Below are 13,863 nucleotides of genomic sequence, written 5' to 3' on the forward strand. Positions count from 1 at the left end.
CCTACGAGGTGCCGGGGACGCTCAGGACAGGTGCGGGGCGACGCGGGAGCGGATCTCCGCCGCGATCTCGTCGATCGCCCGCGTCGCGTCGACGACGAGGAAGCGGTCCGGATCGGCTTCCGCGAGCGCGAGGAACGCCGCGCGCACCCGCTCGTGGAACGCGCTCTTCTCGGCTTCGAGCCGGTCGAACGGCTTGTCGGCGGCATCCAATCGTCCACGCGCCGTCGCCGGATCGACATCGAGCAGAACCGTGATGTCGGGGAGCGCACCCTCCGTGGCCCACAGCGACAGGTCGCGGATCTCCCCTCCGTCGAGCACGCGGCCGGCGCCCTGGTAGGCGACCGAGCTGTCGAGGTAGCGGTCCTGGAGGACGACGTCGCCGCGCTCGATCGCCGGCCGCACGAGGGTCGCGACGTGGTGGGCGCGGTCGGCGGCGTAGAGGAGCGCTTCGGCGCGCGGCGCGATGTCGCCGCGGTGGTGCAGGACGATGTCGCGGATGAGGACGCCGACGTCGGTGCCGCCGGGTTCGCGCGTGCGCACGACCCGGCGACCCTGCTCGCGGAGCCACTGCTCCAGCAGGGCCGCCTGCGTCGTCTTGCCCGAGCCGTCACCCCCCTCGAGGGTGATCCACAGCCCGGAGGTCACTTCTTCTTCGCCGCCGGCTTGCGCGCAGCGGGCTTGCGGGTCGTGCGCTTGGGCGCCGGCCCCTTGGCCCGCTTGTCGGCGAGCATCTGCACGGCGACCTCGAAGGTGATGTCGTCGGGCGTCTGACCGCGCGGGATCGTCACGTTGGTCGTGCCGTCGGTGACGTAGGCCCCGAAACGGCCGTCCTTGATGCGGATCGGCTTGCCACTGACCGGGTCGGCCTCGAACTCCTTCAGCGAGGTCGCGGCGCGGTTGGCGTACTTCGGCTGCGAGTAGATCTCGAGGGCCTGCTCGAGCGTGATGTCGAAGATCATGTCCTCGCTCGCGATGCTGCGCGAGTCGGTGCCCTTCTTGATGTACGGACCGTACGGACCGTTCTGGGCCGTGATGACGGTGCCGGACTCGGGGTCGACACCCACTTCGCGCGGCAGCGACAGGAGCTTCAGCGCGGTCGCGAGGTCGATCGTCTCGGGCGACATGCTCTTGAACAGCGAGGCGCGCTTGGGCTTGGGCGCGACGGCCTTCTTCGCGCCGCGCTTGGGCTTGGCCTCCTCGGCCGGCGCTTCCTCCTCGGGGAGCACCTCCTCGAGGTAGGGCCCGAAGCGACCGTCCTTGATGACGACGTCGCGCCCGTTCTCGGGGTTCTGCCCGAGGACACGGTCGCCGCCGACGGGTGCCTCGATGAGCTCCTGCGCCTTCTCGGGCGTGAGCTCGTCGGGGGCGAGGTCGTCGGGGACGTTGATGCGCCGCGGCGTCTCGGGGTCGTCGCCCGGGACCTCGAGGTACGGACCGTAGCGGCCGAAGCGGAGCACCGCGACGTCGCCGATCCTGGTGGAGTTGATCTCGCGCGCGTCGATGTCGCCCAGGTTGTCGACGATGTTGCGGAGGCCGACGTGGTCCTCGGAGCCGAAGTAGAACTCGCGCAGCCAGGCGGCGCGGTTCTGCTCGCCCCGGGCGATCGCGTCGAGGTCGTCCTCGAGCGCGGCGGTGAAGTCGTAGTCGACGAGATCGGCGAAGTGCTCCTCGAGCAGCCGCACGATGCTGAACGCGAGCCAGCTGGGGACGAGGGCCTGGCCGCGCTTGGACACGTAGCCGCGGTCGAGGATGACGTCGATGATGCTCGCGAAGGTCGAGGGACGGCCGATGCCGCGCTCCTCGAGCGCCTTGACGAGCGACGCCTCGGTGTAGCGGGGCTTGGGGCTCGTCGCGTGGCCCTTCGGCTCGACGTCGGTCAGTCGCAGTGCGTCGCCGACGGCGAGCGCCGGCAGCGACTGGTCGTCGGTGCGGTCGTTGTCGTGGCGCTTCTCGTCGCGGCCCTCCTCGTACGCGTCGAGGAAGCCCTTGAACGTGTAGACGGTGCCGGATGCCGTGAACGTCGCGGTGCGACCGGCGGCATCCGCGTCGATCGTGACGGTCGTCGTCTCGTACTTGGCGTCGGCCATCTGGCTGGCGACGGTGCGCTTCCAGATCAGGTCGTAGAGGCGCAGCTCGTCGCGGTCGAGGCCGGAGGTGACCTCCTTGGGCGTGCGGAAGTGCTCGCCCGAAGGACGGATCGCCTCGTGCGCCTCCTGCGCGTTCTTCGCGTTGTTGCGGTAGCTGCGGGGGTTGGCGGGCACGGCCTTGTCGCCGTACAGGGCGACGGCCTGCGTGCGCGCCGCGGTGACCGCTTGGGCCGACAGGGCGGTCGAGTCGGTACGCATATAGGTGATGTACCCCTTCTCGTAGAGCCGCTGCGCGACGCCCATGGCGTGCTTGGCGCTCATCGAGAGCTTGCGACCGGCCTCCTGCTGGAGGGTCGAGGTCGTGAAGGGGGGCTTGGGGCTGCGTGTGCCGGGCTTGGCCTCGACGCTGACGACGGATGCCGCGCCCGACGCCTCGAGCGCTGCGGCCAGCTCGCGCGCCTGGTCCTCACTGAGGACGACGACGGCCTTCTTCAGCGCACCGGTGTCGTCGAAGTCGGTGCCGCGCGCCAGAGGGGCGCCGTCGAGGCGGGCGAGGCGGATCGCGAACGAGTCCGACCCCTTCACGGCGGTCGAGTCGACGTCCCAGTACGAGGCGGACACGAACGCCATGCGCTCGCGCTCGCGCTCGACGACCATGCGGGTCGCGGCGGACTGCACGCGCCCGGCGCTCGTGCCCTGACCGACCTTGCGGCGTGTGACGTCCGAGACGTCCCAGCCGTAGAGGCGGTCGAGGATGCGCCGCGTCTCCTGCGCGTCGACGAGGGCGTGATCGAGCTCGCGGGTGTTCTTCACCGCGGCCTGGATTGCGTCCTTCGTGATCTCGTGGAAGACCATGCGCTTGACGGGGACCTTGGGCTTCAGGGTCTCGAGCAGGTGCCACGCGATGGCTTCGCCCTCGCGGTCCTCATCGGTGGCGAGCAGGAGTTCGTCGGCGTTCTTCAGGGCGCGCTTGAGCTCGGCGACCGTCTTCTTGCCGCGGTCGCTCTCCACATAAAGAGGAGTGAAGTCGTTCTCGATGTCGATGGAGTACTTGCCGACGGAGGTCTTCTTCAGATCCGCCGGGATGTCCTTCTTGTCGGCGAGGTCGCGGATGTGCCCGACCGAACTCATGACCTCGTATCCGTCACCCAGGTATCCCTGGATCGAGCGCATCTTCGTCGGCGACTCGACGATGACGAGCTTCTTGCCCTGTGCCACGTGGGGTCCTTTCTTCGTTGCACACCATACACACCGCGTTGTCAAGAGCACGCTGGGAGCGGTTGCGGTCCGGCGCGTCACCCGGCGCCGGGCGGCGGGCCCGCGCGGGCGCGCGCCCGCGCGTCCAGGGGGCCCACGCCGATCGAGACCTCGATCGTGACGATGAGGCCGTCGATGCGACACGCGGAGACCGATGCGCCCACGCGCGAGGCCACGTCCGCGGCGCGTGCGCACGGTTCGCCGGGAACGAGTCCCGACGCGGTGTCGGCGGCCGCCAGGGCTGCGGCGTCGGCAGCTCCCGCGGCGCGCGCGGCGGTCGCCGCCGCCCCTCCGGCTGCGAGGAAGCCGACCGCGAGGGTCGCCGTCACCGCCAGGACGCCGACGGTCGTCGCCGATCCCGCCATCAGTCCCCCTCCCGCGCGGGCAGGGCGCACGACGATGCGCGCAGGTCGGGCAGCGGCAGCGGGACCCCCGGTGCCGCGGTCAGATCGACGCAGACGAGGTCGCCGTCCCGGCGGGTCCCGACCTCGGCGCCCGAGGCGAGGGCGCGCGCGGCGGCGACCACCCGATCGGCGGGCTCCTCCCGAGCGGCCAGGCGGGCCGCCTGCGCGGCTGCGTGCTCGAGCCGCACCTGCCGACCGCCCACGAGAGCGCCGAGACCGCGAGCACGAGCACGAGGACGACGGCGGGGACCGTCACGGCGAACTCCGCCGCGACCGATCCCCGCTCGTCGCGCCTCATGAGACGGTCAGGGCGCGCCGGACCAGGTCGGTGAGGATGCCGCGCACCTCGTCCGAGCGCATGATGATGACGAGCAGGCCCGCGAAGGCGACCGCCGCCATCGTCGCGATGGCGTACTCGGCAGTCGCCGCGCCGGTCTCGTCGGCGAACAGTTCCGCCGCGCGACGGCGGGTCAAGGTGGGCAGGTCGTGGGATGTCATGATCTCCTCCGATGTGGGTTGTGGATGTGGGCACGTCTGGGGCTCACAGCGTGAGCGGGGTCGTGGTGAGGGCCGAGAGCAGCATCGGCCCGACGCCGAGCAACAGGAACGCGGGGAGGGTGCAGACCCCGAGCGGCAGCAGGAGCCGCCCGGACAGGGCGGCGGCGCGCAGCCGACCCTCCGTCCGTGCCGCCTGACGGCGTGCCGCGGCATCCGCTCGGAGCAGTTCAACGGCGGGAGCTCCGGCGGAGCGGGAGAGGGCGAGCACCGCGCCGGTCTCGCTCGACGGCGCGAGGCCCGACGCCGCCGCCGCGACCTCGATCGCGCGCGGGATGGAGACGCCGCCCGAGAGGGCGATCGCGATCACCTCCGCATCGAGCCCCGGGATATCCTCCGCCGGCTGCGCCCGGGCGACGAGGGCGCGGGTCCACCGGTGGGTCAGGAGCATCAGCGACCCTCCGGCCACGAGACAGACGGCGCCCGCCGGCGTGGCGAGGGCCGTGAACGGGTCGAACCCGAGCGCCGCGCCCAGCCCCAACGCGACGAGGGGCAACCACGCGATGAGGCGGGCCGTCGTCTGCGGCTCGGCGAGCGCCGTGCGCACGTCGTCGCGCGCCTGATGGGCGTCGCGAAGCGCCTCGGCGAGGCCGCGCAGGCTCGCCGCCAGGGGCGCCCCGACGACGGTCGCGACCTGCCACGCCACCCCGATCTGGCGCCATGCCTCACCGCGTTCGGCGAGAGCGGATGCCGGCGGATCCCCTGCGTCGAGGCGGGCGCACACCGCGCCGGCGGTGTCGTCCCCCGCCGTGGCCAGGTGGCGCCAGGCGGCGCCCGGCGCGATGCCGGCCTGCAGCAGGACCGCGAGACGCTGGACGACGGCGGCGACCGCTGCCGCATCGGGTGCCGCCGCGGCATCCGCTCTCCTCCGGCGGCTCACGGGAGGTCCTCCACGCCGAGCCGGTCGCCGCGCACGACGGGACGCGCGATCCCGGTCACGCGCCGCACCCCGTCACGACCCCGCTCGATGTGCACGATCGCGCCGATCGCGCTGGCGGTCTGCCGCGCGAGCGCCCGGTCGTCCATGCCGGCGAGGGCGCCGAGCGCTTCGAGGCGCGCGGGCACGTCGGCGATCCCGCTCGCGTGGACGGTGCCCGCGCCGCCGTCGTGTCCCGTGTTGAGCGCGGTCAGCAGTTCGCGGACCTCCTCACCTCGACACTCCCCCACCACGAGACGATCCGGCCGCATCCGCAGCGCCTCGCGCAGCAGGCGCCCGAGCGCGATCGCCCCGACGCCCTCGAGGTTCGCCTGCCGCGCCTCGAGGCGGACGTGGTGCGGGTGGGCGATGCGCAGCTCCGCGACGTCCTCGATCGTGACGATGCGTTCCGACACCGGGACCCGCCCGAGGAGCGCCGCGAGCAGCGTCGTCTTGCCGGCGCCGGTGGCCCCCGTCACGAGGATGTTCGCCCGCTCGTCGACGAGTCTCTCGAGGCGTGCGCCCGTCGCGGCGTCGAAGGTGCCGCGACGGCCCAGCTCGTCGAGGTCGGCCATGCCCGTCCCGGCCAGTCGGATCGAGATCGTTGCGCCCGTGCAGGCGATGGGCGGCAGGACGGCGTGCACCCGCACCCCGTGCTCCCACCGCACGTCGGCACAGGGTGTCGCGTCGTCGAGGTGCCGCCCTCCCAGCGCGATCAACCCGACGGCCAGCTCGCGGACGGCCGCCTCGTCGAGGCGCCAGTCCGGGATCCGTTCCGCTCCCCCACCCCGGTCCACGTACAACCCCTGCGTGCCGTTGACGAAGACGTCGGTCACCTCGGGGTCGGCGAGGTAGCGCCGCAGCGGCGCGACGACGGGATGCGGCGGCACCGGGCGCGGCTCGGCGGACGCCGTGCGGCCCCGCGGAGCGACGATGAACGGATGCGGCATGCCCGAGACGCTAGGCGCGGCGACGGGCGCGCCCCGGCGGCCGTCGGGCAGCGGTGGAGGACCGCGTCCGCACTCGAGGTGTGCAGGAATCGGCGCACCCCGCCCGGGAAAAGGAGAAGGGCGGCACCCATTGGGGGGAAGGGTGCCGCCCACGCGACCGCGCTTCAGGGGGGATCAGCGGGGCCGCGAAGCCGAATCGATGTTCGGGCGGTAAGTATCTTACGCACATCGGACGGGTGCACGTTCACAGACACTCGATGGTTGCCACGCACCCACTATCGGCGGTAGTAGACGACGACGAGCGATCCTAGAGTGACCGCATCGCAGGACGAGGCCACGACGGCCCGACGCAAAGGAGCGCCGCATGAGCAGCCAGATCGACCACCTCCTCACCGAGACCCGCCGCTTCGCGCCGTCCGCGGAGTTCGCGGCCCAGGCCAACGCCCACGCCGACCTGTACGAGGCCGCCGCGCAGGATCGCGAGGCCTTCTGGGCCGAGCAGGCGCGAGCGCTCCACTGGCACACCCCGTTCACGAAGAACCTCGACTGGTCGAACCCCCCGTTCGCGACCTGGTTCGAGGACGGCGAACTGAACGTCGCCTACAACTGCCTCGACCGGCATGTCGAGGCGGGCCTCGGCGACCGCGTCGCCCTGCTCTGGGAGGGCGAGCCCGGCGACGAGCGCCGGGTGACCTACGCGGAGCTGACCGACGAGGTCAAGCGCCTCGCGAACGTCCTGACCGACCTCGGGGTCGAGGCCGGCGACCGCGTCGCCATCTACCTGCCGATGATCCCCGAGGCCGTCGCCTCGATGCTGGCCGTCGCGCGCATCGGCGCGATCCACTCCGTCGTCTTCGGCGGCTTCTCGGCCGACAGCCTGCGCTCGCGCATCGACGACGCCGGCGCCAAGCTCGTCATCACGAGCGACGGCGGCTACCGCAAGGGCAAGGCCTCGCCTCTCAAACCCGCCGTCGACCAGGCCCTCGCCGACCGCGGGCACGGCCCGCAGGAGACGGTCGAGCACGTCCTGGTCGTCAAGCGCACCGACACCGAGGTCAGCTGGCAGGACGGGCGCGACCTCTGGTGGCACGACCTCGTGCCCGCGGCATCCGCTGATCACGTCGCGCAGCCGTTCCCGGCCGAGAACCCGCTCTTCATCCTCTACACGTCGGGGACGACCGGAAAGCCGAAGGGCATCCTGCACACGAGCGGTGGCTACCTCACGCAGGCCGCCTTCACGAACAAGGTCGTGCACGACCTGCACGCCGAGACCGACGTCTACTGGTGCACGGCCGACATCGGCTGGATCACGGGACACACCTACGTCACTTACGGTCCGCTCGCCAACGGCGCGACGCAGGTGATCTACGAGGGGACGCCCGACACCCCGCATCCGGGCCGCTGGTGGGAGATCGTCGCGAAGTACGGCGTGACGATCCTCTACACGGCCCCGACGGCGATCCGGTCGTTCATGAAGCTCGGCCGCAGCATCCCCGAGCAGCACGACCTGTCCTCGCTGCGCCTGCTCGGCAGCGTGGGCGAGCCCATCAACCCCGAGGCGTGGATGTGGTACCGCCACGTCATCGGCGGCGACACGGCACCGATCGTCGACACGTGGTGGCAGACCGAGACCGGCGCGATCATGGTGTCGGCCCTTCCGGGGGTGACCGAGACGAAGCCGGGCAGCGCCCAGGTGCCCCTCCCCGGCATCAGCGTCGACGTCGTCGATGAGAAGGGCGAGGTCGTCGGCAACGGCAACGGCGGCCTCCTCGTCCTCACCGAGCCGTGGCCGAGCATGCTGCGCGGCATCTGGGGCGACCCCGAGCGGTTCAAGGAGACCTACTGGGACAAGTTCGCCGACCTGGGCTACTACTTCGCCGGCGACGGGGCTCGCCTCGACGAAGACGGGGACGTCTGGTTCCTCGGCCGCGTCGACGACGTCATGAACGTCTCGGGACATCGGTTGTCGACGACCGAGATCGAATCGGCCCTCGTCGGCAACGAGGCTGTCGCCGAGGCCGCGGTGGTCGGCGCGTCCGATGAGACGACCGGTCAGGCGGTGGTGGCGTTCTGCGTCATCAAGGAGTCGTACATGAAGGCGAACCCGCTCGAGGGCCTTGTCGACACGCTCCGCGCCTGGGTCGGCGAGCAGATCGGCCCGATCGCACGCCCGCGCGATGTCTACATCGTGACGGAGCTCCCCAAGACCCGCAGCGGCAAGATCATGCGGCGCCTGCTGCGCGACGTGGCGGAGGGGCGCGAGGTCGGCGACACCACGACCCTCGCTGACACGATGGTCATGTCGACGATCAAGGGGCAGGTCACGAAGAAGTAGCGCGGCCGGCGGCCCGGTCGATCAGGCGTGCGAGAACACGACCTCGACTTCGACCGGGCTGTCCAGCGGCAGCACGGGCACACCGACGGCGGAGCGCGCGTGACGGCCGGCGTCGCCGAAGATCTCGCCCAGCACGCTGCTCGCGCCGTTGATCACGACGGGCTGGCCGGTGAACTCGGGGACGGATGCCACGAATCCCGTCACCTTCAGGACGCCGGTCAGCCGGTCGACACCGCCCACGGCGGCCGCGGCGGCGGCGATGGCGTTGAGCGCGCACTGGCGCGCGAGCGCGGCGGCGTCGTCCGCGGAGACGAGGCCCTCACCCTCGCCCACCTTCCCGGTGGCCGGGAGCGCGCCGTCGACCATGGGGAGCTGCCCCGCCGTGTAGACGAGGTCGCCGTGCACCTTGGCCGGGATGTACGCCGCCAGCGGCGGGACGACGGAGCCGAGCTCGATGCCCAGCTCGGCGAGTCGCGCGGAGACCGACATCAGCCCTGCCCGAACTGTCGGGCGGCCTGAGCCGCGGCATCCAGTCCGGCGTTGGCGGAGCCGTCGCCGCCCGAGGGGCGCTTGAAGTAGCCGACGAGGCCGCCCTCGGGGCCGGTCACCACCTGCACGAGCTCCCACCCCTGCTTGCCCCAGTTGTTGAGGATCGCGGCGGTGTTGTGGATGAGCAGGGGCGTGGTCATGTACTCCCACGTGGTCATGCGGTGCTCCCGGAGGTCGAGGCGGGGCGGCCCTGACGGGCGCGACGACGGGAGCGTCACCGAGGCGTCACCCAGCTATCTCCCTTACGATCAGCCTATGCCCCACTCGAAACGCACGGCCACCGGTGTGCTCGGAGGCCTGTTGGGCCTCATCGGTCTGAGCACTGTGGCCGCTCTCCTCGTCACGGCGACCATCACTCCCGCGATCGCCGTCTCCGGCTACGCCGCGACGAGCGCGATCAAGATGTTCGAGAACATGCCGAGCTATCTCAAGATCGAGAAGCTGATGCTGCCGACGACGATCTACGCGAAGGACGACGAGGGCAAGGACGTCAAGCTCACCGAGTTCTACGATCAGAACCGCATCCCGGTCACCTTCGACCAGGTGAACCCGGTGATGTACGACGCGATCCTCTCGAGTGAGGACAAGAACTTCTACACGCACGGCGGCATCGACCTTCTCGGCACGCTGAGCGCGCTCGCCCGCAACGCGAGCTCCGGCTCGAACCGCGGTGGATCCTCGATCACCCAGCAGTACGTCAAGAACGTCCTGCAGCAGACCTGCGAGGCCAAGGCCGTCAGCACGGAGGAGGTTCAGGCCTGCTTCAAGGAGTCGACCGCGAACCGGGGCACGGAGGGCTACCAGCGCAAGATCCAGGAGATGCGGTACGCCATCCAGTTGGAGAAGGAGTACTCGAAGGACGACATCCTCCTCGGCTACCTGAACATCGCGCACTTCGGCGGCTCGGTGTACGGCATCGGCGCCGCCGCCCGCCACTACTTCGACACCACGCCCGAGAAGCTGACGATCGGGCAGGCCGCAGTCATCGCCGGCATGGTGCAGGAACCCAACACGCTGCGCATCGACCGGCCCGACGGCTCGACGACGACCAGCGACGGCACGCCTGTCAACGGCGCCGGTGACGGTTACAAGCTCAGCAAGGCGCGTCAGGTCTACGTCTTGAACCGCCTGCTCGAGGACAAGAAGATCACGCAGGCGGAGCACGACGAAGCCGTGGCCGCCCCCATCGAGCCGAAGATCACGTCGCGCCCGCAGGGGTGCTCGGTGGCCAAGGGTGCGGAGTTCTTCTGCGCCTACGTGACGTCGATCATCCGCAGCGATCCCGCGTTCGGCGCGGAGCCGAACGACCGCATCGCGGCGCTGCGCCGCGGCGGCCTCAGCGTCTACACCACGCTGGACGTCACGCTGCAGGAGGCCGCGAACGAGGCGATCTCCGTCGTCCCCGCGAGCGTCGATTACATGGACCTCGGTGCCTCGGGCGTCCAGGTCGAGGTGGGCACGGGTCGTGTGCTCTCGATGGTGCAGAACCGCCCGTGGGCGGATCAGGCCGACGACAAGACGACCACCCAGGTCAACTACAACGTCCCCGTACGCAACGGCGGCGGCGGTCACTCGGCCGGATCGACCTACAAGGTGTTCAGTCTCATCAACTGGATGCAGCAGGGTCACTCGGTCAACGAGATGCTCAACGGACGCGTCGGCACCAAGACGGTGCAGACGTGCGACGGTGCGACGCAGACCGTCTACACCGGTGAGGGCACCGGACCCGACGGCCAGCCCCGCATCGGCAACTTCGAGGGCAACCGGGGCTACACCGGCACCGTCGCCCGCTTCACGAAGGACTCGCTGAACTCGGGCTTCCTGACCATGGCCGAGAAGATCCCGGTCTGCACGACGAACAAGGTGGCCGGCGACCTGGGCGTGACGCTCGGCAACGGCCAGCCGCTCGACCAGAACAACAACCCCTACGACGTCCTCGGCTCGCAGGATGTCGCGCCCATCGACATGGCGAACGCGTATGCCGCGATCGCCTCGAACGGCACGCTCTGCGCCGCGAAGGCCATCGACCGCGTCGTCAACGCGGACGGCGAGGAGCAGCCGATCCCCGACACGAAGTGCGAGCGCAAGCTCAGCGAGGACGTCGCGGCAACTGCGGCCTACGTCCTGCAGAGCGTGATGACCGGGAGCGGAACCGGTAGCGGTGCGCGCACGTTCGACGGTGTTCCGATCTTCGGCAAGACCGGCATCCACCAGTTCCTCCACACGTGGATGATCGGCTCGAGCACCGAGGTCACCACCGCGGTCTGGGTCGGCAACGTCAAGGGCCAGGAGCGCCTCGAGAATCACTATGAGAGCGGCTACCGCCTCTCCCGCATCCGCAACTCGATCTGGCCCGCCATGCAGCGCGCCGCGAACGAGGAGTTCGGTGGCTCGAAGTTCCCCGAGCCCTCCGCGGAGCTCACCAAGCGCAGCTACGCGCGGCTGCCGAGCGTCATCGGCCTCGACGTCGACGCCGCGACCGACCGTATCGAGGACGCCGGCTTCAGCGTCGTCGTCGGCGAGCCCGTGTCCTCGCCCGAGGCCGAGGGCACGATCGTGTCGCAGACGCCCGGCGCGGGCCGCGTCGTCTCGGGCACGACGGTCACCATCAACCCGAGTGACGGCGAAGGCGTCGTGGTCCCGGGCGTGAGCGGCACCCCGGAGCAGGCGGCGCGGGCACTGTCCGACGCCGGCCTCCGGAACGTCGCGCAGACGTGCGAGGACGACGACGGCGCGCCCGCAGAGGGTGTCGTCACCGGCACGGATCCCGCCGCCGGCGAGACCGTGAGCCGCGACGCCACGATCACCATCGAGTACCAGTCCTCCGACTGCGACGGCAATGGTGACAACGGGGGCGGCGGCAACGGCCGCGGCAACGGTCCCGGCAACGGCAACGGTCCGTGAGGCCCGCCGGTCACACCGCCCTCACCGCGCTCGGCGCGGTGGGGGCGGTCGGCGTCGCCGCCGGCGTCTGGGGCGTCGGGATCGAGCGGTACCTCTTCACGCTCCGGCGTCATGAGCTGGCCGTCCTGCCGCCGGGGAGCCCCTCGGTCACCGTCCTCCACCTGTCCGACGCCCACATGGCGCCGTGGCAGCACCGAAAGCAGCGCTGGATCGCCGACATCGCCGACCGCATCCAACCCGACCTCGTCGTGAACACGGGCGACAACCTGGGGCACGTCGACGGTCTGCGCGGCATCCGAGCGGCGTTCGCGCCCCTCCGCGGCGTACCCGGGTTCTTCGTGCACGGGTCGAACGACAAGGTCGCCCCCAGCGCCCGCAACCCGATCAAGTACCTCTTCGGCCCGTCGGGACCGCAGAACCACGAGTCCTTCACTCCGTCGCTCGACACCGACGCCCTCGACGACTACCTGACGGGCCTCGGCGAGACGCTCATCGACAACACCGCCGCGAGCATCCGCGTCGGCGGTGTCCGCATCGACGGCTTCGGGGTCGACGACGCGCACCGCGACTTCGACGACCTCGACGCCTCCATCGACGCGCTCCGCGCCCTCGGCGCCGGCGCAGACGTCCGCCTGGGGGTCACGCACGCTCCGTACCGACGGGTGCTGGACGCGTTCACGGATGCCGGTGCCGACCTCCTCATCGGCGGGCACACGCACGGCGGCCAGGTCCGCATCCCCTTCGCGAAGAAGGCGCTCGTGTCGAACTGCGACATCCCGCTCGAAAAGGCGCGCGGGCTCAGCTCGTGGACGCACGACGGACGCACGGTGCCGCTGAACGTCAGCGCCGGCCTCGGCCACTCGATCTACGCACCCGTGCGCTTCGCGTGCCGACCCGAGGCATCCGTCCTCGTCCTCCGCGCCCGACGCGCCGACGATTCGCCCGAGGGGCGGTCGGCAGGGTAAGCTTGGAGGGTTGCCACGGGGTGTGGCGCAGCTTGGTAGCGCGCGTCGTTCGGGACGACGAGGCCGCAGGTTCAAATCCTGTCACCCCGACCGCAGAGAGGCTCCGCCGGATTCCGGCGGGGCCTTTCGCATCCCTCCTCGGAGGGGCCATCGCACCTCCCACCGAACGGAGTCCCATGACCTCTCCCCGCCTCGTGGCCTTCGACCTCGACGACACGCTCGCACCCTCCAAGAGCGCCATCGATCCGCGGATCGGCGAGCAGCTGCTGCGCCTCGCGGAGCGCGTCGAGGTCGCGATCATCTCGGGTGGCCAGCTGCAGCAGTTCCGCTCGCAGGTCGTCGAGCGCCTGCCCGAAGCGCATGCCGGCCTGCTGGCGCACATCCACCTGATGCCCACCTGCGGCACGCAGTACTACCGCCTCACCGCGGACGGCATCGAGACGGTCTACGCCCTCTCCCTCACCGACGACGAGAAGCAGCGCGCACTCGCGGCCGTCGAGGAGGAGGCGAAGCGCCTGGGCCTGTGGGCCGAGCAGACGTGGGGACCGATCCTCGAGGACCGCGGGTCGCAGATCACCTTCTCGGCGCTCGGTCAGTCCGCTCCCCTCGACGCCAAGACGGCGTGGGACCCGACCGGGGAGAAGAAGAACACGCTGCGCGACGCGGTGGCCGCCCGCATCCCGGACCTGGAGGTCCGCTCCGGCGGGTCCACCTCGGTCGACATCACGCACCGCGGGATCGACAAGGCCTACGGCATGCGCAAACTCGCCGAGCAGACCGGCATCCCGCTCGACGACATGCTGTTCGTGGGCGACCGCCTCGACGAGCACGGCAACGACTACCCCGTCCTCGCTATGGGCGTGACCTGCCACGCCGTCGAGGGCTGGGAGGACACTGCCGCCTACCTGGACGGGCTGATCCCGACCCTGCCGGCCCGCTGA

General features: G+C 70.9%; 13 protein-coding genes and 1 tRNA gene. 5 read left to right on the forward strand and 9 right to left on the reverse strand.

What is annotated here, in order from left to right; all coding sequences use genetic code 11:
• Positions 1-21 precede the first annotated feature (21 nt).
• The 7 genes from tmk to Q9S71_RS01035 form a co-directional block, all read right to left on the reverse strand.
• Positions 22-645: a dTMP kinase gene (tmk, locus tag Q9S71_RS01005; RefSeq protein ID WP_217530906.1), complete on the reverse strand. Its 624-nt coding sequence runs from the start codon at positions 643-645 to the stop codon at positions 22-24.
• Positions 642-3,305, reverse strand: a complete 2,664-nt coding sequence (gene topA / locus Q9S71_RS01010; protein WP_311860060.1) for a type I DNA topoisomerase — start codon at positions 3,303-3,305, stop codon at positions 642-644. Before topA ends, tmk begins: the two co-directional genes overlap by 4 nt.
• Positions 3,306-3,382: 77 nt before the next feature.
• Complete coding sequence (locus tag Q9S71_RS01015) at positions 3,383-3,709, reverse strand: Rv3654c family TadE-like protein (RefSeq protein WP_311285489.1); 327 nt, start codon at positions 3,707-3,709, stop codon at positions 3,383-3,385.
• The gene (locus tag Q9S71_RS01020; protein ID WP_311860061.1) at positions 3,709-3,951 is read right to left on the reverse strand and encodes a TadE family protein; all 243 of its coding nucleotides are present in this window, start codon (positions 3,949-3,951) and stop codon (positions 3,709-3,711) included. Before Q9S71_RS01020 ends, Q9S71_RS01015 begins: the two co-directional genes overlap by 1 nt.
• A 91-nt stretch (positions 3,952-4,042) precedes the next feature.
• Positions 4,043-4,246: a DUF4244 domain-containing protein gene (locus tag Q9S71_RS01025; RefSeq protein ID WP_064003058.1), complete on the reverse strand. Its 204-nt coding sequence runs from the start codon at positions 4,244-4,246 to the stop codon at positions 4,043-4,045.
• Positions 4,247-4,289: 43 nt separating this feature from the next.
• Positions 4,290-5,183 (reverse strand): type II secretion system F family protein, encoded by an 894-nt coding sequence (locus Q9S71_RS01030; protein ID WP_311860062.1) that lies wholly within the window; start codon positions 5,181-5,183, stop codon positions 4,290-4,292.
• Positions 5,180-6,169 carry a TadA family conjugal transfer-associated ATPase gene (locus Q9S71_RS01035; protein ID WP_311860063.1) on the reverse strand — a complete coding sequence of 330 codons (990 nt, stop codon included), beginning with the start codon at positions 6,167-6,169 and terminating at the stop codon, positions 5,180-5,182. Before Q9S71_RS01035 ends, Q9S71_RS01030 begins: the two co-directional genes overlap by 4 nt.
• A 364-nt stretch (positions 6,170-6,533) precedes the next feature.
• Between Q9S71_RS01035 and acs the strand changes: the two genes are divergently transcribed.
• On the forward strand, positions 6,534-8,504 hold the full coding sequence (gene acs / locus Q9S71_RS01040; protein WP_311860064.1) for an acetate--CoA ligase: 1,971 nt from the start codon (positions 6,534-6,536) through the stop codon (positions 8,502-8,504).
• Between the two features lie 21 nt (positions 8,505-8,525).
• On the opposite strand, the gene Q9S71_RS01045 is transcribed toward acs, so the two are convergent.
• Both Q9S71_RS01045 and sp36 read right to left on the reverse strand, forming a co-directional pair.
• A complete protein-coding gene (locus tag Q9S71_RS01045) occupies positions 8,526-8,993 on the reverse strand; it encodes a RidA family protein (protein WP_217530896.1) in 468 nt (155 codons plus the stop codon).
• Positions 8,993-9,211, reverse strand: coding sequence for a Sp36 family protein (sp36, locus tag Q9S71_RS01050; protein ID WP_064003053.1), 219 nt, complete (start codon positions 9,209-9,211; stop codon positions 8,993-8,995). Before sp36 ends, Q9S71_RS01045 begins: the two co-directional genes overlap by 1 nt.
• A gap of 97 nt (positions 9,212-9,308) precedes the next feature.
• Between sp36 and Q9S71_RS01055 the strand changes: the two genes are divergently transcribed.
• The 4 genes from Q9S71_RS01055 to Q9S71_RS01070 all read left to right on the forward strand — a co-directional run bounded on the left by Q9S71_RS01055 (position 9,309) and on the right by Q9S71_RS01070 (position 13,863).
• A complete protein-coding gene (locus Q9S71_RS01055) occupies positions 9,309-11,957 on the forward strand; it encodes a transglycosylase domain-containing protein (protein WP_311860065.1) in 2,649 nt (882 codons plus the stop codon).
• A complete protein-coding gene (locus Q9S71_RS01060) occupies positions 11,954-12,922 on the forward strand; it encodes a metallophosphoesterase (protein WP_311860066.1) in 969 nt (322 codons plus the stop codon). Before Q9S71_RS01055 ends, Q9S71_RS01060 begins: the two co-directional genes overlap by 4 nt.
• Positions 12,923-12,938: 16 nt before the next feature.
• A tRNA-Pro gene (locus Q9S71_RS01065) sits at positions 12,939-13,012 on the forward strand.
• Positions 13,013-13,098: 86 nt separating this feature from the next.
• On the forward strand, positions 13,099-13,863 hold the full coding sequence (locus Q9S71_RS01070; RefSeq protein WP_311860067.1) for an HAD-IIB family hydrolase: 765 nt from the start codon (positions 13,099-13,101) through the stop codon (positions 13,861-13,863).

The sequence above is a fragment of the Microbacterium gawkjiense genome, assembly GCF_031932225.1.
Taxonomy (GTDB): Bacteria; Actinomycetota; Actinomycetes; order Actinomycetales; family Microbacteriaceae; genus Microbacterium; species Microbacterium gawkjiense.

Coding starts and splice junctions, on each gene's coding strand:
- sp36 (WP_064003053.1), bottom strand. CDS start 9,211: ATGACCACGTGGGAGTACATGACCACGCCCCTGCTCATCCACAACACC.
- Q9S71_RS01025 (WP_064003058.1), bottom strand. CDS start 4,246: ATGACATCCCACGACCTGCCCACCTTGACCCGCCGTCGCGCGGCGGAA.
- Q9S71_RS01045 (WP_217530896.1), bottom strand. CDS start 8,993: ATGTCGGTCTCCGCGCGACTCGCCGAGCTGGGCATCGAGCTCGGCTCC.
- Q9S71_RS01070 (WP_311860067.1), top strand. CDS start 13,099: ATGACCTCTCCCCGCCTCGTGGCCTTCGACCTCGACGACACGCTCGCA.
- acs (WP_311860064.1), top strand. CDS start 6,534: ATGAGCAGCCAGATCGACCACCTCCTCACCGAGACCCGCCGCTTCGCG.
- Q9S71_RS01035 (WP_311860063.1), bottom strand. CDS start 6,169: ATGCCGCATCCGTTCATCGTCGCTCCGCGGGGCCGCACGGCGTCCGCC.
- Q9S71_RS01055 (WP_311860065.1), top strand. CDS start 9,309: ATGCCCCACTCGAAACGCACGGCCACCGGTGTGCTCGGAGGCCTGTTG.
- Q9S71_RS01015 (WP_311285489.1), bottom strand. CDS start 3,709: ATGGCGGGATCGGCGACGACCGTCGGCGTCCTGGCGGTGACGGCGACC.